Here is a 21,647-nt window from a genome sequence, read left to right as displayed (position 1 = left end):
AGTTCTATCATATCATATATTTGCACGACTCTATAACTTGTTTTATTTTGAAAGTTTTAATAACATCGACATTGTGAGTTTTTAAAAACAAAGAATGAGATGTATAATAATGATAAAATGCTAAATTTGAGGGGATAAAATGGAGAAACCAACTAGACTTGCATTACTTAAGGAAATAGCCGAATTTCTAAATGAAGAAACTGAAATATATAGCATGATGCAAGGAGCTTTGCGTTTACTTATAAATGGGAGCGACTTTTCAACTGGTTGGATTTTCTATATTGATGAAGAGGGGCACCATGATTTAGTTTCCTCTGTAGATTTACCTGAAGCTTTATCTAAAAACCATTGTTACTATTTGACAAATGGTTCTTGTTGGTGTGTGCAAGCATATCAAAATCATAAATTAACTAAAGCTTCTAATATAATAAATTGTTCTAGAATCAATTTAGCTAATCATGCTTATGATAAAGAAACGAATCATATTACTCATCATGCTACTGTTCCATTGCAGTCTGGGAGCGAAAGATTCGGTTTGCTTAACGTAGCATCTCCTAACAAAGAACATTATAGTGAAGAAGACTTAGAACTATTAGAATCTGTAGCATTTCAAATTGGTTCAGCTATAAAGAGAATTCAGCTAACTAATAAAGAAAAAGAAAATGCCAAAATTAATGAACGTAATCGACTAGCTAGAGACTTACATGATTCAGTAAATCAAATGTTATTTTCTTTAAAATTAACGGCTCACGCTGCAAAAGGGATAACTACTGACGAGCAAGCGCAAAGAGCTTTTAAGACTATTGAGGAAACAAGTCAAAATGCAGTAAATGAAATGAGAGCACTGATTTGGCAACTAAAACCAGTTGGATTAGAACAAGGCTTAATTCATGCATTACACTATTATAGTAAAATGTTAGGATTAGATTTGAAAGTTACTATTAATGGACTAATAGATTTATCTAATGATATCGAAGAAAATGTATACAGAATTATTCAGGAAGCAATGAATAATGTTATTAAGCACGCTAAAACTAACAAAGTTTATCTTGATTTATCACAAAATGTTGATTATCTTGAGGTAGATATTAGAGATAACGGTCAAGGTTTTGACACGCAATCAATTAATACGTTTTTATTTAATGGTTTAAAAAACATAAAGCAACGTACACAGTATTTGAACGGTAAAGTTACTATAGAATCAAAAATAAATCAGGGCACTCGGATTTATATTAAAATTCCATTGAAGTTAAAGGAGCATCCTTATGCATAAAGTCATTCTCGTCGATGATCACTATATTGTAAGGCAAGGTTTAGAGTTTTTATTATCAACTGTAGATGATTTATCAGTTTTAAAGGGTTTTAAAGATGGCGCAACATTTTTATCTTATTTAAAAAACAATGAAAGACCGGACATCGTGCTTTTAGACTTAGTAATGCCAGAGATGAATGGTATAGAAATTACTGAAATACTCAAACAACAATATCCTGAAATCAAAGTATTAGTACTTACGAGCTATGTAGATGATGAACATGTTATTTCAGCTATTGATAAAGGAGCTGATGGGTATGAAATGAAAGATGTTGAACCTCAAAAGTTAATTGAGACAATTCATAAAGTTTTGCAAGGTGAACGTATCATACATCCTCAAGCTAAAAGCGTGATTAAGGCCGTATCAAAAAAACCGCATTATACGAATAAGTTATCTAAACGTGAAAAAGAAGTGCTTAAGGAAATGGTTAAAGGTAAAACAAATAAAGAAATTGCAAGAGCATTGTTTGTATCAGAAAAGACAGTAAAAACACATGTGAGTCATATTTTTAGCAAACTAGAAGTCTCCGATAGAACTCAAGCCGCTATTTATGCAATGGAAAATAAATTGATTTAAAAATTACATTGATTTTTATGAGTGTAATTGTGTTAAGTTGAGTTTTAGCCAATAGCACTTACAGCAATTAAATTTCTGCTTGTAGATTAATATCACTGTCTAATTATTTTGATAATTATGCCTATTATAAAAATAGACTCAAAAACGTATTTACTCTTTTATTTTTATTGAAAATATATTAAGATGTAATTTGTGTTTCAAGAAATGTGTATTATTGCAATTTCTTGTGTCCGGATAAAATATTTCCAATGAGAAAGGTAGATAAATAGAATGGATAGACAGAGTTTCACAGATTTAATTCAAACAAAATTTAAGATGGTCCGTATAGAAGCAGGCTATACTCAAGATACAATGGCACAAACCATTGGACTTTCCAAAAAAACATTGGTTCAAATTGAAAAAGAAAGAGTTCTACCAAACTGGACTACATGCGTATCAATTTGTGCTTTATTCAGAGATTCAGATGTATTAAATAGTACATTCGGTTGTGATCCGCTCGAAATTGTACAAACAATTTCTAGAAACCATTGTGCTTATCCAAATCACTCAACAACAAGTGATATTTACTGGAATACTATTGATACACGTAATGGTTTCATTTTACAAAGTAATAAAGTAAGTAACATTTATCGTGTTCTCAATAATGAAAAACAGCCAATCTTTGGTACTTCAAAAATGAGGGAAGCTGAAACTTACTTCAATAGAAATGCTAAAGAAGAATTAATACACGTATAAACATAAATACATAAGTGATAGAAGAATCATTTTATGATTGAATCACTTTGATCTAATATCATAAAAAATATAGGAGCATAAGTGTTAGACGATGAGACAACTTTTTGGTTTCATCGTTTTTTTATAAGTGAGTAAAATGAAATAGTTTTGAAACATTTTCTATTTAAAGGGAGTTTATATGATGCATACCATATTATTAGTAGTTTTTATGATAATTTTAGGAGCAATAATTGGTGGAGTAACTAATATGATTGCAATTAAAATGTTATTTCATCCATTTAAACCGTATTATATTTTTAGGTTTCGTATTCCATTCACACCAGGTTTGATCCCAAAACGTCGTGAGGAAATCGCCAGAAAAATTGGACAAGTTATTGAGGAACATCTTATTACTGAAGAACTAATTCGACAGAAGTTAAATCAACCGCAATCGAGAAATATGATACAGCAATTAATCCATAAACAAATAAGTAAATTAAAAAATGATGATGTGACAATAAAAAAAATAGCTGGATTTTTAGGGATAGATGTTAATGAGTTGGTAGATTATAAATTGACTACTAAATTTCTAAATAAACTAAACTTTTGGTATGAGTCAAATAAATATAGAAAGTTAAGTGAAATATTACCTCAGTCTTTCTTAGATCAATGTAAAGGTCAAATAGAATATATTACTGACTTCCTATGTGAAAGGGCTAGAAATTATTTAAGTTCTGAAAAAGGTGAACGTGATATTTATGAAATGTTAGACACATTTTTCAATGAAAAGGGACGCATCATTGGTTTACTACAAATGTTTATGACAAAAGAAAGCATTGCTGACAGAATTCAACATGAGTTGATTAGACTAACTCAACATCCTCAATCTCAAAAAATAATTACTAAAGTATTAAATGATGAGTATGAAACATTTAAAGATAAGAACTTAGATGAGATCATTAAAGAACAACAATTTAAAAATTATAGTCAATTAGTACTTAATGAATTAAAAACTTATTTAAATCTAAAAGATAAAACAGAGAGACCTATCAAACAAGTTGTTCCGCAGTTTATTCAATTCCTAGAAGATGATACATCAAAACGTATGACTGATTTTATTATTAAAGGTACTTCAAAACATTTAACAAACATTATGAAAAAGATTAATTTACGTCAATTAGTTGAAGAACAGATTAATACATTTGACTTAAAGTATATTGAAAATCTAATTATTGATATTGCCAACAAAGAATTAAAATTAATCATGACATTAGGGTTTATATTAGGAGGTATCATTGGATTTTTCCAAGGAGTGATTGCAATCTTTGTCTAATGGTGACAGATATGTTAAAGTATTCTGTGAGTGGTTAAAAACACAAATTAACTCAAAGGAGTGCAAAGACTTATGGCAGTAAATTTATATGATTATGCAAATCAATTAGAACAAGCTTTAAGAGATAGTGATGAATATAAAGCTATTAAAGATGCATTTGCTAAAGTAAAAGAAAACGAAGAATCAAAAAAATTATTTGATGAATTCCGTGAAACTCAAATGAGCTTCCAACAAAAACAAATGCAAGGGGAAGAAATTCCTGAAGAAGATTTACAAACAGCTCAAGAACAAGCTCAAGCTATAGAAAAAGATGAAAATATTTCTGAATTAATGAATGCTGAGCAAAAAATGAGCCAAGTATTCCAAGAAATTAATCAAATCATCGTAAAACCTTTAGATGAAATTTACGCTGACTAATAGTTAATCAATATCTACTTTGATTGAGCCTGGGACATAATAATTGTTCCAGGCTTTCTTATTTATATTTTATTATTTTTAAATCCATGGATTCTTCATCGACTGTCAACAAACAGATATGGTAAAATGAAAGAATATAAGGTAAAGTTATTTCTCATCATTCATACTGTAAAATTTTAGTTTATATACTTTATGCATCACATTAATGTATAAACAATCTTGTACATTTTTTCAATTAACTTTGCAGATATTCTAAGGAGAATCAAACTTATGGTTAAATTTATACACTGTGCTGATTTGCATTTGGACAGTCCTTTCAAATCTAAAAGTTATCTTAGTCCAAATATTTTTGAAGATGTCCAAAAGAGTGCATATGAAAGTTTTAAAAACATAGTCGACTTAGCTTTAAAACAGGAAGTCGATTTTATTATTATAGCAGGTGATTTATTTGATAGTGAGAATCGTACATTGCGTGCTGAAGTCTTTTTAAATGAACAATTTGAAAGATTAAGAAAAGAACAAATATTTGTTTATATTTGCCATGGCAACCACGATCCTCTTACTTCTAAAATAACAAGTCAGTGGCCTAATAACGTATCCGTATTTTCAAATCAAGTAGAGACATATCAAGCTATCACTAAATCAGGAGAAACAATTTATATTCATGGATTCAGCTATCAAAATGATGCGAGTTATGAAAATAAAATAGACGCATACCCATCAAGTCAAGGTCAGAAGGGCATACATATTGGTGTATTACATGGAACTTATAGTAAATCTTCGGTGAAAGACCGTTATACTGAATTTAGGTTAGAAGACTTAAATCAACGTTTATACCACTACTGGGCATTAGGACATATACACCAACGTGAACAGTTAAGTGACATGCCAGTCATTAACTATCCAGGTAATATCCAAGGAAGACATTTCAATGAATTAGGAGAAAAAGGTTGTCTATTGGTCGAAGGTGATCATCTTAAACTCACTACACAATTTTATCCTACTCAATTTATTAAATTTGAAGAAGCTACAATTGAAACTGATCATACATCTAAACAAGGACTTTATGATGTTATTCAATCTTTTAAAGATAAAGTAAGAACTGAAGGGAAATCATTTTATAGATTGAACGTACGCATTAATAGTGAAGACATTATTGCACCACAAGATTTAATTCAATTAAAAGAAATGATTACTGAGTTCGAAGAAAACGAAAATCAATTTGTTTTTATTGAAGATTTAAATCTTCAATATGTTCAAAATGACGAAATGCCAATAGTTAAAGAGTTTTCACCAGAATTACTTGATGATGCGTCACTTTTTGATTCGGCAATGACTGATTTATATCTTAATCCAAGGGCTTCTAAGTTTTTAGATGACTATAATGAATTTGATAAAGTTGAGTTAGTCAATCATGCAGAAAGACTTTTAAAGGATGAAATGAGAGGTGAACAAAATGATAATTAAATCATTAGAAATATACGGATATGGCCAATTTGTTCAACGTAAAATTGAATTTAATCGTCAATTTACTGAGATATTTGGTGAGAATGAAGCTGGTAAATCTACTATTCAAGCATTTATTCACTCTATTTTGTTCGGATTTCCTACTAAAAAGTCCAAAGAACCACGTTTAGAACCAAGATTAGGTAATCAATATGGTGGGAAATTATCACTCATTTTCGACGATGGCATTGAAGCAGAGGTTGAGAGAATCAAGGGAAGTGCTCATGGAGATGTCAAAATTTATCTTAAAGATGGTACTATTCGAGATGAAGTTTGGCTAAATAAAAAACTTAATTACATTTCAAAGAAAACATATCAAGGTATATTCTCTTTTGATGTTTTAGGTCTTCAAGATATTCATAAAAATCTAGATGAAGAGCAACTACAAGATTATTTATTAGAAGCAGGTGCACTTGGATCAACTGAATTTACAAGTATGAGAGATAGAATTGGACAAAAGAAAGAAGAATTATATAAAAAATCTGGAAAAAATCCAATTATTAATCAACAAATTGAGCAACTTAAACAATTAGAAAATCAAATTCGAAATGAAGAAAGTAAACTTGATACATATCATCGACTTGTAGACGATAAAGATAAATCATCAAGAAGACTAGAAAATTTGAAGCAAAATTTAAATCAATTATCAAAAATGCATGAGCAAAAACAAAAAGAGGTTGCTCTACACGATCAAACACAAGAATGGAAAAGGTTAGAACAGTCGCTTAATATAGAGCCTATAAATTTTCCTGAAAAAGGGATAGATAGATACGAAACTGCTAAATCTCACAAACAATCACTTGAACGAGATAAAAGTTTGCGAGAAGAAAGATTAAGCATATTAAATAAAGAGGCGGAGTCCATCAATCCAGTAGACCAAAAGTATATTGATTCGTTTAATAGCCTTTATCAACAAGAGACTGAAATTAAACAAAAAGAATTTGAGTTACGTTCAATAGAGAAAGATATTGCTGATAAGCAACGTGAACTAGAAGCTCTTCAATCTAATATAGGTTGGCAAGAAGTGTTTTACGACACAGACAGTACTGAAGCGATGAAAAGTCATATGAGTGATTTAGTATTAGGCAAGCAAGAACAAATTGCTTATATCAATCAGTTAGAACGTGGACTTGAAGAAAATAAAATTGAAAGAAACTCTAATTCTAATGAGATTAATCAAGTTGAGAATGAGCTTGTTCCTGACGAAACCTTTGAAAAGAAAAAGGAATATACACAACAAGTTTTAGAATTACATGAAAAAGAGAACTTGTATGAAAAGTTAAAAGAAACTTTTGAAGAAGAACAAACACAAAAAAATAAAAGACAAAAGTTTTTGAGAATAGGATTTATTGTTTTGACTATTCTATCAGCAGCACTTTCTATTTTTTCTTTTTTCACTGCAAATCTTATTTTTGGTATAATATTTGCTCTATTAACTGTGATTTTTGTAGTAGGTATCATTTTTTCTAGATCTAAAGCAGTAGATTATAGCACAGCAATAAGTCAGGAAATTAATGATTTAGAAAACCAACTCACGCAACTTGAAAAAGAATATAATCTTGACTTCGATTTAGAATATCAACAACAAGTTCGTGAACAATGGCGTCATGCTAAAAAAAATAAAAAAATACTTGAAGAAAAACATCAATATATCAATCAATCATTAACGACTGCAAATGAGCGATTAGATAGTTTAAAACATAGCATTATTGAAATAAAAAAAGAGTTACGTTTATCAGAAAAACTTTCTGATGAATTAGTGGTTGAAAGTATCTCAACCATTGGTCAAATTAAAGCGCATGATAAATACATTATTGATTTAAATCAACAACGCAATAATCTGCTAAAAGATATCAATCACTTTTATGAACGTGCACAATCTGTAACTGAACCACATTTAAAACTATTTAATCAGATGTCTTTCTTCCATGATGTGAAACAGTGGTTAAAAAATGCAGAAGAACAAAATGAGGCTTGGAATAAAAATCAAACTGAAACGCAATTACTCAATAATGAATTAAAGCAATTGAAGTCACGCTTAAGTGAAACGAATCAAATGATTAAGCAATTATTTGATTATGTTGATGTAGATAATGAAGAAGATTATTATACACATCATCATTATTTTGAAACATATCAAAGTGATTTAAATCGATTTAATGATTTAAATCAATATTTAGAAAATCAAAATTACACTTATGAAATGAGTTCGCAATTAAGTGAGAAAACTACTGCTCAACTAGAAGAAGAAGATCATAGATTGGCTAAACAAGTTGACGATTACAATGATCAATTTTTAGAAATGCAAGCAGAAGTTAGTGATTTAAATGCTCAGATTAATCATATGGAAACAGATAGAACTTTAGCACAATTAAGACATGAATATTATAGCTTAAAAAATAGACTTAACGATATTGCTAAGGATTGGGCAAGCTTAAGTTATATGCAAGCTTTAGTGGAAGAACATATCAAGCAAATAAAAGATAAGCGTCTACCACAAGTGATTAATGAAGCTGTATCTATTTTTAAAAATTTAACAAATGGTACTTACAATATGATTCATTATACTGAAAATCATAAAATACATGTAAAGCATTCTAACGGACAAGTATTTGAGCCAGTTGAGTTGAGTCAATCTACAAAAGAATTATTATATGTGGCTTTACGTATTAGTCTTATTAAAGTATTAAAACCGTATTATCCATTCCCAGTGATTGTAGATGATGCATTTGTTCATTTTGATAAATATCGTAAAGAACGTATGTTGAAATATTTGAGAGAACTATCAGAACATTATCAAATACTTTATTTTACTTGTACAAAAGATCATGTCATACCGGCTAAAGAAGTATTAACTTTAAATAAATTACAGGAAGGCGGGAAAAAATGAGAAATGTAGAAAAATTAAATCCCGGCGACTCAGTGGATCATTTTTTCTTGATCCATCGTGCAACTCAAGGTGTTACAGCTCAGGGTAAAGATTACATGACACTATTTCTGCAAGATAAAAGTGGTGATATTGAAGCTAAATTATGGACTGCTACGAAAGATGATATGCAAACTTTAAAACCAGAAACAATAGTTCATGTCAAAGGTGATATCATCAATTATCGTGGACGCAAACAGATGAAAATACATCAAATACGTCTTGCACAAGCTGAAGACAAAGTGTCAACTAAAGACTTTGTTGACGGTGCGCCAATGTCACCTACAGAAATACAAGAGGAATTATCGCATTTTATGTTAGATATTGAAAATGCTAACTTACAACGCATTACTAGACATTTAATTAAAAAGTATCAAGATCGTTTTTTCACTTATCCAGCAGCTAGTTCTCATCATCATAATTTCGCGAGTGGATTGAGTTATCATGTTTTAACAATGTTGCGTATAGCAAAATCTGTATGTGATATTTATCCTCTGTTGAATAGAAGTCTATTATATAGTGCTATCATTTTGCATGATTTAGGTAAAGTAAGAGAATTGAGTGGTCCAGTGGCGACGACCTATACTGTTGAAGGAAATTTACTTGGTCATATCTCTATAGCAAGTGATGAAGTTGCTGAAACAGCCAAAGAGTTAGGCATTGATGGAGAAGAGGTTATGTTACTTAGACATATGATTTTAGCGCATCATGGTAAAATGGAGTTTGGATCGCCTAAATTGCCTCATTTAAAGGAAGCTGAAATACTTTACTTTATAGATAATATTGATGCTAAAATGAACATGTTTGATAAAGCTTTCAAAAAAACAGAAAAAGGTCAATTTACAGAAAGAATTTTTGGTTTAGAAAATAGACAATTTTATAATCCAACAACACTTGATTAAATTCAGGTTCAATAGTACAAAGTTACTTTTAATGAATAGATAATTTTAAAGAAGTATCTATTCTTAGAGTCTTTGTACTTTTTTAATGTTTTTTAAACAACATGTTATAATAAATTAGTCGCCTAACTTTACTTCTCAGGCGTCGTATGACGAAGGGAAGGAGGTGCATATATGATTTTAGATATCTTTGTACACATCATCACCACTGTTATTAGTGGTTGTATAGTTGCGTTGTTTACGCATTGGCTACGTCAACGTAATGACAAACATCGATAGGCGACATTTTTTAAATTTAGCCACACTAAAAACCCCCTTACTACTGGCATAGTAAGGGGGTTAGTGCATATATGATAGATATCTTTGTTAAGTATATTATAACATGAGTGATGAATATTTCAATTAAGGACAATCAAGTTTGAAAGGAATTAAGAACCTGAATTAGTTAATCCAGAACCACCTTGTGATTGTTGTTGCTGTTGTTGTTTGATTTTATCTGGATCAAGAATAGAATCCTCAATTGCTTTTTTAATATCTCTATCTTTGTAGTCTACTTTATACTCTTTTAATAATTCTTTGTATGCATCAGTTAATAATTTAGGTTTCTTCTGTACCTTTTCTTCGATTAATTTTTGTTTGATATTTGATTTTTCACTATTAAAATCAGTTTCTTTATCTGCTTTTATAATGTGATAGCCATAGTCTGTTTTTACGACTTTAGAAACTTCTCCTTCTTTTAATTTAAATAGTGCTTTTTCGAAGCTATCTACCATTTGACCTTTAATCACATAACCTAATGAACCATCTTTCTTAGCTGAAGAACTGTCCATTGATTCTTTTTTTGCTATTTCTCCAAACTTATTTGGATTCTTTTCCACTTCTTTTTGAATTTTTTCAGCTTTTTCTTTCGCTTTTTTATCTGATAAACCTTCTTTATCGCTAGATTTAGATTTAACTTTAATTAAAATGTGTGATGTTTTTTTAGAGTTTTCTTTGATTTCTTTATCTGATACATTAACTTTATCTAGTAACAATTGTTTCTGATAAGCTGATAATTTCTTCTGTTCTTTATAATCATCAAGTGACATACCTTGTTGTTTTAACATGCTTTCAAATTGATCTTTACCGCCGTATTGTTTCTCTTCTTTTTTAATATCTTTATCAATATCTTTTGTATCTACTTTATCTTTATATTTATCTGCTAAAACTTTGTTTAATACAATGCTAAAAGATGTGTTAGCAATTTGTTCTTTGCCCATTTTTTTCATTACGTCAGCAACTTTAACATCACCAGCTTTAGAAGAAATAAGTGTGTTATCCTTCGATTCAGTTGCATTTGAACCACAGGCACCTAACAAAAGTGCACTTGCTGTTACAGGTACGATAATTTTATTCATTAATTTCATAAGTTGATAGCTCCTTTATGTATTAATCATCGTAAATATAACATATTATTAATCATCAACCAATTAGAAACCCCTTTCCTCAGACTATAGTATGACAAGGAAATGGGGGTGTAACTACATAATTGATAGCGATTTAATTATGCATATTTTATTTATAAATATAAAGAATGTTGCATCTATTCTTTGTAAAGGATTTAAAAAATCAGTGTTGTATATAAGGATTGTCTACCTTGTTTAAAATATGAAGACCTGATTGATGTTCTTCGACATAATGTCCATCATTTGAAAATAGAAGTATCTTTAAATATAAAATATCCATCATTGAACAGCCTATGTTAAGTGATAATAAAAACATAAAATAATGTCCATATTGAGGTAAATATATACTTAGCATTATAAATATACCAGATAGGAAAAAGATGGGTAGAATGAGATTAATACAAAAATAAATTTTGTGAACAGGCGTATTAACATAAGTATTAAAATATGGTACCCATTTCTTACTAGATAATTTATGGATTTTAAAAGATTTATAATAAGGCAAAAAGAATAAAAGATGTACTATTTTATGAATAGGGTACATGAGCAATATAAACACTATAAGTACAAAAAAATGTCTATCTGAGAGTGGTGTATCTAAAAAATAATACATCACTTCATAACTAACTAAAAATGTAAATATTGTCGCAACTAAACTTAAAAATGCAATTCTTTGAATACCGAACCGTGCATGTATATCGATTTGCCGAGTACATAAAAACATAATATATGCCTCTTCTCTATGTTAATATTCGTTACGTATTATCTATGTCTTTTGCTCAATAGTCAATAGATATTGCTGATATTTGTTGATTTTACTGAGTGAAAAGTTTAAACTATCTAAGATTTAGAAGTAAAAAAACTATGGCTTAGTTGCCATAGTTTTAAACTACTTATCGTTTGAAAGGTTATTACTAATATCTTCGCCACGATTTTGTAAATTTTCAATGTGGCTTTGTAATTTTTCGATGTTTGGATTAATATCAGATTTAAAATTACCAATCAATCCTTTAAACTCTTCGCCAATTGAACTTCCAAATTCAATACTTTCATTCTTGATTTGTGAACCGTAATTAAGAATATCATTGAAGGATTGTTTCATATTCTCTATTTCACGTTGTAATTCTGATTGAGCTCCAGTGGGTTGACTAGCATCAATCGTATGATTTTTTACGCTTTGGTTATCACGATGTCTTAAAGCAACTGCAAATCCTGCAACAGCACCTACACCTAAACCAAATAATATTCTTGAGACTTTCATTATGATTCTCCTCACTTTATTTGTCGGATAATTGTAATAGTTATTTCATACCCAGTATAACAAGAAATATGCATGATTAAGATATTTGTGCTTGAATTTGTGTTGCTATTTTTTGTTTAGTTTCATCATCGATTACATCTTCATGTGTTTCCCATTTATAGCCAAATCCGTCTATATCATTTTCATATCTCGGTATTAAATGGAAATGAATGTGAAATACTGATTGATCGGCATATTCACCATTATTTTGAATAATGTTTAAGCCGTCAGGGTGAAATGCGTTTTTAATTGCATTTGCTACTTTAGGTAAAGCAACCCCTATATGTTTCATTGTTTCTTCATCAGTTTCAAATATATTTGCTGAAGGTTTTTTAGGTACTAATAGCGTATGTCCTTTTGAAACTTGAGATATATCAAGGAATGCATAAACATAATCATTTTCATATATCTTAAAACTAGGAATCTCACCTGAAATAATTTTACTGAATATCGTTTCTGACATAATAATGACACTCCTCTACAAATGTTTGTTCATATTATATCATTCATTTTTTAAAACTACATCATTGTAAAGATTATTTTTAGGTCTATATAATTTTTTTTGATACAATAAAGTCAATGGAGGTGCCTTATGACAGTAAAAGTTGAACATCTTACAGGGGGATATGGAAAAAAACCTGTAATTAAAGATTTGAATTTTGAATTAGAAAAAGGTGAAATTGTAGGTTTAATAGGTCTAAATGGTGCTGGGAAAAGTACTACAATTAAACATATGCTAGGATTGATTAATCCAATGGAAGGCAAATTATCAATTTCAAATATTAAAATTAATGAAGATATTGAAAATTATAGAAGAAAGTTATCTTATATACCTGAATCACCAGTCATCTATGATGAACTAACTTTAGAGGAGCACATTGAAATGACGGCGATGGCTTATCAATTAAGTAGAGAAGAGGCTATGCGTAGAGCTAAACCATTACTTAAAGTTTTTAGATTAGAAAATGAACTTAAAGTATTTCCAAGTCATTTTTCTAAAGGGATGAAACAAAAAGTGATGATTATTTGTGCATTTATAGTTGATCCAGAATTATATATTATTGACGAACCTTTCCTCGGTTTAGATCCTTTGGGGATACAGTCTATGTTAGATTTAATGGTAGAAAAAAGAAATGAAAATCGAACAGTATTAATGAGTACACATATTTTGGCTACAGCCGAAAGGTATTGTGATAGATTTATTATTTTAGATAAAGGTGAAATTGTTGCATTTGGTAATCTTGATGAGTTACGGGAACAAACAGGATTAAAAGATAAAACTTTAGATGATATTTACATCCATGTCACACAAGGTAGTAGTGCTTATGAATAACGAGGCGTTAACTTTGTTTAGAAAACGACAACAAGCTATACGTAAGGAGAAAAACTATTATAATAAATTTATATTTAATGGTCACTTTACAGTTTTTCTACTTATACTATTAGGAGCATTTATATTTGGATATGGCGAATGGTTAAGTCACATTCCTCCCCAAATAGACTATGCACTATTTGCTAGTATAGCATTAGCTGTTGTTTCATTATTCCCAATTCGTACACTCTTAAAAGAAGCGGACCAAATCTTCTTACTACCTTTTGAAAGACACATGAAAAATTATATTAATGCAAGTCTGTTTTATAGTTATATTTCAAGAATCAGTTTACCGTTCATTTTGCTAATCGTATTCTTTCCATTGTTTTATAAATTAAGTCACAATCATTATGGATTTTATATCGCATTTTCTATAAGTACATTGCTATATCCATATTTGGTATTACTCATCAAATGGCAATGGGTTAAATTAAATAAAAATGTGTTCATTATCAACATATTATTATTTATACCTTTAGCAGTAACGCATTACATGATTTTAAGATTTCATAACTATTTAGCTTTTTTAATAATGATTATATTATTTGTAATTTATTTAGTCCTAAAGACTAAAGCAGATCACTATTTACTTCCTTGGGAAAAAGTGATTGCAATTGAACAACAACATCACACAAATTATTATAAATTCGTTAATATGTTTACAGACGTAAAACACCTAAGAGAATCAGCAGTACGTCGTAGTTATCTTGATTTCTTACTACCCGTTCCTAAAGGTGCCAAATTTAATGAGAATCGGATGTATTTATATTTATTTATAAGAAGTTTTGTCAGAGGACGCGATGCTTTTTCTATTATTTTAAGATTAGTTATTATCGCTATTATATTAATGGTATGGTTATCACAACCGGTTGTTTCATTAATTATCGGTAGTTTGTTTATGTATATTATTTTATTACAAATGTCTCAATTTTATACGCAACAAGCATACGGTTTATGGCCTCAAGTTTGGCCTGTATCTGATACAAAAGTTATTGCGGGATATCAGCAATTTTTAAATCGCTTGATGATTATAATCGCTATTACATTTACGATTGTTTATGTAATCAAACACCATGACTTATTCTTTTTTGCTGTATTATTCTTTATAGTAGGCTGGCTAACCATTCGAAATGCAGTTAAAAAATTAAAATATCAAGAAACATTATTACGTGACTAAATCAAATTTAGTTAGAGTAAAATTTATTTTAATTTATTAAAGTCAAAAGAGGGATTGAATGTTTGAAACGATAACGACAGCCGCCATCCTGTATATTGCTACAGCGGTTGATTTATTAGTTATATTATTAATATTTTTTGCAAGAGCTAACAATTATCAACAGTATAAAGATATTTATATTGGACAATATCTAGGGTCATTAACTTTAATTTTTGTAAGTTTGTTTTTTGCTTATGTACTTAACTATGTACCAGATAAATGGATTTTAGGATTGCTTGGTCTTATACCAATTTATTTAGGAATTAAGGTTGCTATATTCGATGATTGTGAAGGGGAAAGAAGAGCTAAAGATGAACTAAATAAAAAAGGATTATCTGAGTTATCAAAATCTGTAGCAGTAGTCACATTAGCAAGTTGTGGTGCAGATAATATAGGATTATTTGTACCATATTTCACTACCATAAATAATTATGAATTAGTTATCACTTTAATCACATTTGTAATCTTAATTTTTATTCTTGTCTTTACCGCTCAAAAATTGGCTAATATACCTGGCCTAGGTGAAGTCATTGAAAGATTTAGTAGGTGGATAATGTCAATAGTCTATATTGGTTTAGGACTATTCATTATCATTGAAAACGGAACAGTTCAAAAACTCTTTCATTTTGTTTTTTTAGTGTAATGAGATTATATTACAACTATAATTCATTCGGTAACTTCCATAGTAAATATGGTGGTTGCCGTTTTTTAATTCAACAAACATAATCAATTGAGATGAGTTTGAGGATGAAATGCCATTTAATTAAAGCTATAGCTAAGAGGTAATACATCATGGCTAAATTAAAGATAGAATAAAATCGGTGTTTTAATCAATGTAAATTAGAATAAGTAAAAGTATTTAACTATATACAAAAAGATGCCTATGACCATGTGTAATGTCACAGGCATCTTGTCGTATAAACAATTGCCATAAATAGAAAAATGCACTTAGAAATTCTTTAGAAAATGCAATTTGAAAGATGTAAAAAATTAATGGATATAACAATTAATCAAATTTATTATCTCACTACATCAATCACTCTGCTTAGTATAGTTCCTTTTACAGGCAACAGATTAACCTAAAATTTGATAAATCTCTATCAACGGTTGAAATGTCTTTTAACATCATTCCATATAATTTATAAGTAGACTAAATAACTGTGTTCATATTTTTTGAATATATAATTTGTATTGACGAATTAATGATCTTCTATTGGATATAAATATCTTTCAAAATAGCTGGAATGTTGACCACTAGCACCAAAGTATTGGCTCAATGCATCTTTTGAAAAGTTTTCATTAAATATATCAGAAGCTTTGAAATCTTCATATGCTGTTCGATTTGCAAAACCAAAGTAAATTTTGTAGGTAGACCCCTCAGTGGGTTTTAATAAACGATAGCTTTTAAAACCACCAAAATTACTTAAAGGTACGTCTACGTGTAATAATTTTTTCTCTAGCTGTTGACGGTGATCTTCAGATGTAGGGACAAAAATAGCACTATAAAAATGATGTTCGCTAAATTCACCTGTGCTATCAATCACTTGATATGCACTAGGATGTTTTAAGATTGATTTTCCCTCAGACTCTTCTAAGATTATTGAGGAATCATTAGTGGAAAATTGAAATAAATTACGTTCTTGATGATTAAGTTTAATTTGATTTAAAAATTGGTAAGTCCCATAAGATGTATATAAATACATGGCTCATTCCTCCTTTGTTTAAATTTATTATACGAGCCTACTGTTCTATATACAAATAAAGTTGATTAATTTGTATAAAAAAGTAATTTATTTTTAGATGACAAATTAAGAAAAATCATAAATTATTTAATATTAGTCATGTAATTTAATATCTATCCAACTTTTAGTAAATAAGAGATATCTTATTAAAGAATTTTATCCACTTGGTACAGTCAAATGTAGTGTGTCTTTTTTGTGACATTTAAGCATATTAAAATACTTAATTAAGTGCAATATGCTATCATTGGTAAGAATGATTCAATTGTGGGGGGACTCAAGGGTGCGCAGCAAAAACGATACAATTTTAAAAGCTATAAAAGGAGAAAGTACGTCACATACACCTGTTTGGTTTATGAGACAGGCTGGACGTTCTCAACCTGAGTATCGAAAATTAAAAGAAAAATATTCTCTATTTGAAATCACACATCAACCGGAATTGTGTGCATATGTGACACATTTACCAGTAGATAATTATCAAACCGATGCGGCTGTATTGTACAAAGATATTATGACACCACTCAAACCAATTGGTGTAGATGTCGAAATTAAATCAGGAATAGGACCTGTAATTTCCAATCCTATTCAAACTGTTAAAGATGTAGAAAGGCTATCCCAAATAGATCCTAAAAGAGATGTCCCATATGTATTAGATACAATTAAGTTACTCACTGAAGAAAAACTTAATGTACCTTTAATAGGTTTTACAGGAGCGCCATTTACTTTAGCATCTTATATGATTGAGGGAGGGCCTTCAAAAAATTATAATTTTACTAAAGCGATGATGTATAGAGATGAGGAAACATGGTTTGCTTTAATGAACCATCTCGTCGACATTTCTATTGATTATGTTGTAGCACAAGTGGAAGCAGGAGCGGAAATCATTCAGATTTTTGATTCCTGGGTTGGTGCACTCAATGTGAAGGATTATCGCTATTATATTAAGCCAGCCATGAATAAATTGATTTCTGGCATTAAAGCTTATTATGATGTACCTATCATTCTTTTTGGTGTCGGTGCAAGTCATTTAATTAATGAATGGAATGATTTACCGATAGATGTACTAGGCCTTGATTGGAGAACTACAATAAAGCAAGCTGACAAAATGGGAGTCAATAAAGCAATTCAAGGTAATTTAGACCCATCTGTACTGTTAGCGCCATGGGATGTCATAGAATCACGACTCAAAGACATATTAAATCAAGGTTTAAATCGTGGAAAGCATATTTTCAATTTAGGTCACGGTGTATTTCCAGAAGTTAAACCAGAAACTTTGCGAAAAGTGACTGAATTTGTTCATAATTATACAGCGAAATAGTTTTTAAAGATTTGGTTAGATTCCAAACCTTACTTCATTGATTCAAATTAAAGATTTAAAAGGAAGGTTTTTATTAATGACTAAAACAATAGGCTTATTAGTAATGGCGTATGGTACACCATATAAAGAAAGTGATATAGAGCCTTATTACACTGATATTAGACGTGGAAAAAAACCAACTGAAGAAGAACTGCAAGATTTAAAGGATAGATATGAATTTATTGGTGGGCTTTCTCCTTTGGCAGGAACAACCGATCGTCAAGCCGAAGCATTACTCGAAGCATTAAATAAAGAACAAGATGATGTGAATTTTAAACTTTATCTCGGATTAAAACATATATCTCCATATATTGAAGAAGCAGTAGAGCAAATGCATAATGATGGAATTAAAGAAGCAGTAACAGTTGTTCTTGCGCCTCATTATTCTAGTTTTTCTGTTGGCTCTTATGATCAACGTGCTCAAGAAAAAGCAGATGAATATGGCATCCAGTTAACACATATTAAACACTATTATCAGCAGCCAAAATTTATTAAATATTGGACGGAAAAAATTAATGAAACATTAGAACAAATACCTAATCAAGAACATGATGAAACTGTATTAGTAGTTTCTGCACATAGTTTACCAAAAGGGTTAATTGAAAGAAATAATGATCCATATCCTCATGAATTGCATGAAACAGCGGAAATTCTTAAACAGGAATCTAACATCATCCATGTTGCTGAAGGGTGGCAATCAGAGGGGAATACTGGAACACCTTGGTTAGGCCCAGATGTCCAAGATTTAACTCGTGATTTATATAAGGAACACCAGTTTAAGCACTTTATCTATACGCCAGTAGGTTTTGTTTGTGAACATTTAGAGGTGCTTTATGATAATGATTATGAATGTAAAGTGGTTTGTGACGATATTGGGGTAAATTACTATCGTCCAGAAATGCCTAACACACATCCATTATTTATCGGTGCTATTGTTGACGAAATTCAATCACATATATAAATGAGTCTGTCATCCAAACCTATTAAACAAAACAATTCCTCCATTTTAATAGGGGGAATTGTTTTTATAATTTTTTCTTTTAGAGTCGGTATATGGCGTATTTTAATAAATTTTTAAGCAATTCTGAAAGGAAGCGTGGAAAAGTGAGTAAGAAAGTGGCAATTATTGGAGCGGGAATCACTGGTTTATCTAGCGCATATTTCATTAAAAAACAAGACCCTTCTATTGAAGTAACTATCTTCGAAGCCTCAAATAGAGTAGGTGGAAAGATTCAAACATATAGATCAGATGGTTACACAATTGAGTTAGGCCCTGAGTCTTATTTAGGTCGTAAGACAATTATGACTGATGTGGCAAAAGATATTGGATTAGAAAATGACCTTATAACAAATACTACTGGCCAATCTTATATTTTTGCTAAAAATAAATTATATCCTATTCCTGGTGGCTCAATTATGGGAATTCCTACAGATATTAAACCATTTATTAAAACAAGACTCATTTCACCTATTGGTAAATTAAGAGCGGGGCTTGATTTGTTTAAAAAACCGATAGAAATTGAAGATGATATTTCTGTTGGTAGTTTCTTTAGACAACGATTAGGTAATGAAGTATTAGAGAACTTAATTGAACCACTAATGGGTGGTATTTATGGCACTGATATTGATCAATTGAGCTTAATGAGTACATTTCCTAACTGTAAGGAAAAAGAGGAACAATTTGGTAGTTTGATTAAAGGAATGAAAGACGAAAAAGAACAACGTATTAAGAAACGTCAATTATATCCAGGTGCTCCTAAAGGACAATTCAAACAGTTTAGACACGGATTGAGTTCTTTTATAGAGGCTCTTGTTAAAGATATTGAAAGTAAAGGTGTCCACATACGATATAACAAGCCAGTCAAAGATATATTGATTTCGCAAAAAGATTATGAAATTTTATTAGAAGATGACAGTAAAGAGAAATTTAATGGCTTACTTGTAACAACACCACATCAAGTATTTCTGAACTGGTTTAGTCACGATCCAGCATTTGATTACTTTAAAAACATGGATTCTACTACTGTCGCAACAGTTGTTTTGGCCTTTGATGAGAAAAATATTACCAATACGTACGATGGAACTGGCTTTGTTATTGCAAGAACAAGTCAAACGGATATTACTGCATGTACTTGGACATCAAAGAAATGGCCATTTACTACTCCAGAAGGTAAAGTTTTAATTCGAGCATATATAGGAAAACCAGGTGATACTGTAGTAGATGATCACACCGATGAAGAAATAGTATCAATTGTTAGAAAAGACTTAAGCCAAATGATGACCATCTCAGGGAATCCTGATTTTACAATTGTAAATCGGTTACCTAAGAGTATGCCCCAATACCACGTGGGTCATATTAAAATGATTAAAGAAATTCAACAACATATTAAAACAACTTATCCTAGATTACGTGTTACAGGGGCACCGTTTGAAGCTGTCGGTTTACCAGACTGCATACAACAAGGTAAGAATGCAGTTGATGAAATATTAGAAGAGTTATAATAATATAATGACACTTTAATTAGAAGAATGTAATAAGTTAGATTTACGCTATAAATATATGGCAAGGAAACTTATTCGATTTCTTTTTAAAGTGTTTTTATTTACAATAGAATTAATAAAGGAGTGAGAGGAAAGATGACAGACATTATAATTGTACACTCAAAACATGGTAATTCTAAAAATCATTGGTATGAATGGTTAAGGCATAATTTAACTTTGGAAGGGTATGATGTTTCTTTATTCAATCTTGAAGCAAATGATCATGCTCAAATTGATGAGTGGGTTAATGAAATGAAACAACAACTACATATCCGTAAAAAAGATACATATTTTGTGACCCACGGATTTGGCTCAATCGCTGCTTTAAAATTTCTTGAAGAAACGCATCATCACATTGAAGGTTTCTTTAGTATCGCAGGATTTAAAGAAGATGCACAAGATATAGACGAAGATGTAGATTTAAAAGGGGTAACCATCGATTACGATAAAATAAAAGAGCAAGTAGATAAATTTTATGGACTCACGTCTAAAGATGATCAATATGTTTCATACAAGGAAACACAAAGGCTGATGAATTCACTTAATGGACATACACGTGTAGTAGAAGATGGGGGACACTTTTTAGAAGAGGAAGGTTTTGTAACATTTACTTCTTTAATTAACAGAATGCAAGGATATATGACTAGGTAGGATGTTTACACATCTATCCTAGTCTGTACTTTCAAACATTAAATATTATTGATAATAATTCATATCATTTAGTAATTTAAATTATAAAATGATATATGAAGTAATTTTTTACACAAATAAATCGAAAAACGATATTGACTATTATGGCTTAAGTTTATATACTTAATAGGTAATTGTTTAGAGGGCGTTAAACCTTAAGTGTTACATTTATTTTTTAATGACATTTAAAGAAATTGTTAAAATAATTTAAATAAAGTGTTGACATCATTAACTATTTAATGATATGGTTAATAGGTAGTCAAAAATAATATTAGCGCGGGATGGAGCAGTTCGGTAGCTCGT

The 21,647-nt window shown here is 30.0% G+C and carries 21 protein-coding genes; 16 read left to right on the top strand and 5 right to left on the bottom strand.

Annotated elements, in window-relative coordinates:
* Positions 1–139: 139 nt before the first annotated feature.
* From HMPREF2576_RS09710 to HMPREF2576_RS11930, 9 genes are all read left to right on the top strand, one after another.
* Positions 140–1,273: a GAF domain-containing sensor histidine kinase gene (locus tag HMPREF2576_RS09710; protein ID WP_001829819.1), complete on the top strand. Its 1,134-nt coding sequence runs from the start codon at positions 140–142 to the stop codon at positions 1,271–1,273.
* Positions 1,266–1,889, top strand: coding sequence for a response regulator (locus tag HMPREF2576_RS09705; protein WP_001829810.1), 624 nt, complete (start codon positions 1,266–1,268; stop codon positions 1,887–1,889). The genes HMPREF2576_RS09710 and HMPREF2576_RS09705 overlap by 8 nt, the downstream gene beginning before the upstream one ends.
* Before the next feature lie 270 nt (positions 1,890–2,159).
* A complete protein-coding gene (locus HMPREF2576_RS09700; RefSeq protein WP_001829807.1) occupies positions 2,160–2,624 on the top strand; it encodes an XRE family transcriptional regulator XdrA in 465 nt (154 codons plus the stop codon).
* Positions 2,625–2,805: 181 nt separating this feature from the next.
* The gene (locus tag HMPREF2576_RS09695; protein WP_002485606.1) at positions 2,806–3,936 is read left to right on the top strand and encodes a DUF445 domain-containing protein; all 1,131 of its coding nucleotides are present in this window, start codon (positions 2,806–2,808) and stop codon (positions 3,934–3,936) included.
* Between the two features lie 72 nt (positions 3,937–4,008).
* Positions 4,009–4,353 carry a YlbF/YmcA family competence regulator gene (locus HMPREF2576_RS09690; protein WP_070856424.1) on the top strand — a complete coding sequence of 115 codons (345 nt, stop codon included), beginning with the start codon at positions 4,009–4,011 and terminating at the stop codon, positions 4,351–4,353.
* A 270-nt stretch (positions 4,354–4,623) separates the two neighbouring features.
* Positions 4,624–5,820, top strand: a complete 1,197-nt coding sequence (locus HMPREF2576_RS09685) for a metallophosphoesterase family protein (protein WP_001829843.1) — start codon at positions 4,624–4,626, stop codon at positions 5,818–5,820.
* Positions 5,810–8,749, top strand: coding sequence for an ATP-binding protein (locus HMPREF2576_RS09680; RefSeq protein WP_070856423.1), 2,940 nt, complete (start codon positions 5,810–5,812; stop codon positions 8,747–8,749). Before HMPREF2576_RS09685 ends, HMPREF2576_RS09680 begins: the two co-directional genes overlap by 11 nt.
* Positions 8,746–9,687 carry a 3'-5' exoribonuclease YhaM gene (gene yhaM / locus HMPREF2576_RS09675; protein WP_002456351.1) on the top strand — a complete coding sequence of 314 codons (942 nt, stop codon included), beginning with the start codon at positions 8,746–8,748 and terminating at the stop codon, positions 9,685–9,687. Before HMPREF2576_RS09680 ends, yhaM begins: the two co-directional genes overlap by 4 nt.
* A gap of 171 nt (positions 9,688–9,858) precedes the next feature.
* Complete coding sequence (locus tag HMPREF2576_RS11930; RefSeq protein WP_002440288.1) at positions 9,859–9,963, top strand: type I toxin-antitoxin system Fst family toxin; 105 nt, start codon at positions 9,859–9,861, stop codon at positions 9,961–9,963.
* A 149-nt stretch (positions 9,964–10,112) separates the two neighbouring features.
* Here the strand turns inward: HMPREF2576_RS11930 and HMPREF2576_RS09670 are convergent, their stop codons facing one another.
* From HMPREF2576_RS09670 to HMPREF2576_RS09655, 4 genes are all read right to left on the bottom strand, one after another.
* Positions 10,113–11,090: a peptidylprolyl isomerase PrsA gene (locus HMPREF2576_RS09670; RefSeq protein WP_002456352.1), complete on the bottom strand. Its 978-nt coding sequence runs from the start codon at positions 11,088–11,090 to the stop codon at positions 10,113–10,115.
* Between the two features lie 202 nt (positions 11,091–11,292).
* Positions 11,293–11,853 carry a DUF3267 domain-containing protein gene (locus HMPREF2576_RS09665; protein WP_001829837.1) on the bottom strand — a complete coding sequence of 187 codons (561 nt, stop codon included), beginning with the start codon at positions 11,851–11,853 and terminating at the stop codon, positions 11,293–11,295.
* 165 nt (positions 11,854–12,018) lie between these two features.
* The gene (locus tag HMPREF2576_RS09660) at positions 12,019–12,390 is read right to left on the bottom strand and encodes a YtxH domain-containing protein (RefSeq protein WP_002456353.1); all 372 of its coding nucleotides are present in this window, start codon (positions 12,388–12,390) and stop codon (positions 12,019–12,021) included.
* 76 nt (positions 12,391–12,466) lie between these two features.
* Positions 12,467–12,892, bottom strand: a complete 426-nt coding sequence (locus tag HMPREF2576_RS09655; RefSeq protein WP_001829828.1) for an HIT family protein — start codon at positions 12,890–12,892, stop codon at positions 12,467–12,469.
* Positions 12,893–13,021: 129 nt separating this feature from the next.
* Between HMPREF2576_RS09655 and HMPREF2576_RS09650 the strand changes: the two genes are divergently transcribed.
* The 3 genes from HMPREF2576_RS09650 to HMPREF2576_RS09640 are packed head-to-tail and all read left to right on the top strand — an operon-like array spanning position 13,022 to position 15,660.
* The gene (locus tag HMPREF2576_RS09650; RefSeq protein WP_001829855.1) at positions 13,022–13,762 is read left to right on the top strand and encodes an ABC transporter ATP-binding protein EcsA; all 741 of its coding nucleotides are present in this window, start codon (positions 13,022–13,024) and stop codon (positions 13,760–13,762) included.
* Complete coding sequence (locus HMPREF2576_RS09645) at positions 13,755–14,978, top strand: ABC transporter permease EcsB (RefSeq protein ID WP_002470395.1); 1,224 nt, start codon at positions 13,755–13,757, stop codon at positions 14,976–14,978. The genes HMPREF2576_RS09650 and HMPREF2576_RS09645 overlap by 8 nt, the downstream gene beginning before the upstream one ends.
* A 58-nt stretch (positions 14,979–15,036) precedes the next feature.
* A complete protein-coding gene (locus HMPREF2576_RS09640) occupies positions 15,037–15,660 on the top strand; it encodes a CadD family cadmium resistance transporter (RefSeq protein ID WP_002468833.1) in 624 nt (207 codons plus the stop codon).
* Positions 15,661–16,216: 556 nt separating this feature from the next.
* Here HMPREF2576_RS09640 and traP read toward each other — a convergent pair.
* Positions 16,217–16,720, bottom strand: a complete 504-nt coding sequence (traP, locus tag HMPREF2576_RS09635; protein WP_002468814.1) for a signal transduction protein TRAP — start codon at positions 16,718–16,720, stop codon at positions 16,217–16,219.
* A 292-nt stretch (positions 16,721–17,012) separates the two neighbouring features.
* Here traP and hemE point away from each other — a divergent pair, with 292 nt between their 5' ends.
* From hemE to HMPREF2576_RS09615, 4 genes are all read left to right on the top strand, one after another.
* Positions 17,013–18,074, top strand: coding sequence for a uroporphyrinogen decarboxylase (hemE, locus tag HMPREF2576_RS09630; protein ID WP_002456355.1), 1,062 nt, complete (start codon positions 17,013–17,015; stop codon positions 18,072–18,074).
* Positions 18,075–18,150: 76 nt separating this feature from the next.
* Positions 18,151–19,074 (top strand): ferrochelatase, encoded by a 924-nt coding sequence (hemH, locus tag HMPREF2576_RS09625; protein WP_001829846.1) that lies wholly within the window; start codon positions 18,151–18,153, stop codon positions 19,072–19,074.
* Positions 19,075–19,217: 143 nt separating this feature from the next.
* Positions 19,218–20,615, top strand: a complete 1,398-nt coding sequence (hemY, locus tag HMPREF2576_RS09620) for a protoporphyrinogen oxidase (protein WP_070856428.1) — start codon at positions 19,218–19,220, stop codon at positions 20,613–20,615.
* A 135-nt stretch (positions 20,616–20,750) separates the two neighbouring features.
* Positions 20,751–21,305: an RBBP9/YdeN family alpha/beta hydrolase gene (locus HMPREF2576_RS09615; RefSeq protein ID WP_001832974.1), complete on the top strand. Its 555-nt coding sequence runs from the start codon at positions 20,751–20,753 to the stop codon at positions 21,303–21,305.
* Positions 21,306–21,647 lie beyond the last annotated feature (342 nt).

Source organism: Staphylococcus sp. HMSC063F05 (assembly GCF_001837075.1).
Lineage (GTDB): Bacteria > Bacillota > Bacilli > Staphylococcales > Staphylococcaceae > Staphylococcus > Staphylococcus epidermidis.
The sequence above is the reverse complement of the archived record's forward strand: the minus strand, read 5'-3'. Positions and strand labels throughout refer to the sequence as shown.

What these genes read in the sequence shown, in the direction of transcription:
- HMPREF2576_RS09710 (WP_001829819.1), top strand. Translation starts at nt 140, where the DNA reads ATGGAGAAACCAACTAGACTTGCATTACTTAAGGAAATAGCCGAATTT.
- HMPREF2576_RS09705 (WP_001829810.1), top strand. Translation starts at nt 1,266, where the DNA reads ATGCATAAAGTCATTCTCGTCGATGATCACTATATTGTAAGGCAAGGT.
- HMPREF2576_RS09700 (WP_001829807.1), top strand. Translation starts at nt 2,160, where the DNA reads ATGGATAGACAGAGTTTCACAGATTTAATTCAAACAAAATTTAAGATG.
- HMPREF2576_RS09695 (WP_002485606.1), top strand. Translation starts at nt 2,806, where the DNA reads ATGCATACCATATTATTAGTAGTTTTTATGATAATTTTAGGAGCAATA.
- HMPREF2576_RS09690 (WP_070856424.1), top strand. Translation starts at nt 4,009, where the DNA reads ATGGCAGTAAATTTATATGATTATGCAAATCAATTAGAACAAGCTTTA.
- HMPREF2576_RS09685 (WP_001829843.1), top strand. Translation starts at nt 4,624, where the DNA reads ATGGTTAAATTTATACACTGTGCTGATTTGCATTTGGACAGTCCTTTC.
- HMPREF2576_RS09680 (WP_070856423.1), top strand. Translation starts at nt 5,810, where the DNA reads ATGATAATTAAATCATTAGAAATATACGGATATGGCCAATTTGTTCAA.
- yhaM (WP_002456351.1), top strand. Translation starts at nt 8,746, where the DNA reads ATGAGAAATGTAGAAAAATTAAATCCCGGCGACTCAGTGGATCATTTT.
- HMPREF2576_RS11930 (WP_002440288.1), top strand. Translation starts at nt 9,859, where the DNA reads ATGATTTTAGATATCTTTGTACACATCATCACCACTGTTATTAGTGGT.
- HMPREF2576_RS09670 (WP_002456352.1), bottom strand. Translation starts at nt 11,090, where the DNA reads ATGAAATTAATGAATAAAATTATCGTACCTGTAACAGCAAGTGCACTT.
- HMPREF2576_RS09665 (WP_001829837.1), bottom strand. Translation starts at nt 11,853, where the DNA reads ATGTTTTTATGTACTCGGCAAATCGATATACATGCACGGTTCGGTATT.
- HMPREF2576_RS09660 (WP_002456353.1), bottom strand. Translation starts at nt 12,390, where the DNA reads ATGAAAGTCTCAAGAATATTATTTGGTTTAGGTGTAGGTGCTGTTGCA.
- HMPREF2576_RS09655 (WP_001829828.1), bottom strand. Translation starts at nt 12,892, where the DNA reads ATGTCAGAAACGATATTCAGTAAAATTATTTCAGGTGAGATTCCTAGT.
- HMPREF2576_RS09650 (WP_001829855.1), top strand. Translation starts at nt 13,022, where the DNA reads ATGACAGTAAAAGTTGAACATCTTACAGGGGGATATGGAAAAAAACCT.
- HMPREF2576_RS09645 (WP_002470395.1), top strand. Translation starts at nt 13,755, where the DNA reads ATGAATAACGAGGCGTTAACTTTGTTTAGAAAACGACAACAAGCTATA.
- HMPREF2576_RS09640 (WP_002468833.1), top strand. Translation starts at nt 15,037, where the DNA reads ATGTTTGAAACGATAACGACAGCCGCCATCCTGTATATTGCTACAGCG.
- traP (WP_002468814.1), bottom strand. Translation starts at nt 16,720, where the DNA reads ATGTATTTATATACATCTTATGGGACTTACCAATTTTTAAATCAAATT.
- hemE (WP_002456355.1), top strand. Translation starts at nt 17,013, where the DNA reads ATGATTCAATTGTGGGGGGACTCAAGGGTGCGCAGCAAAAACGATACA.
- hemH (WP_001829846.1), top strand. Translation starts at nt 18,151, where the DNA reads ATGACTAAAACAATAGGCTTATTAGTAATGGCGTATGGTACACCATAT.
- HMPREF2576_RS09615 (WP_001832974.1), top strand. Translation starts at nt 20,751, where the DNA reads ATGACAGACATTATAATTGTACACTCAAAACATGGTAATTCTAAAAAT.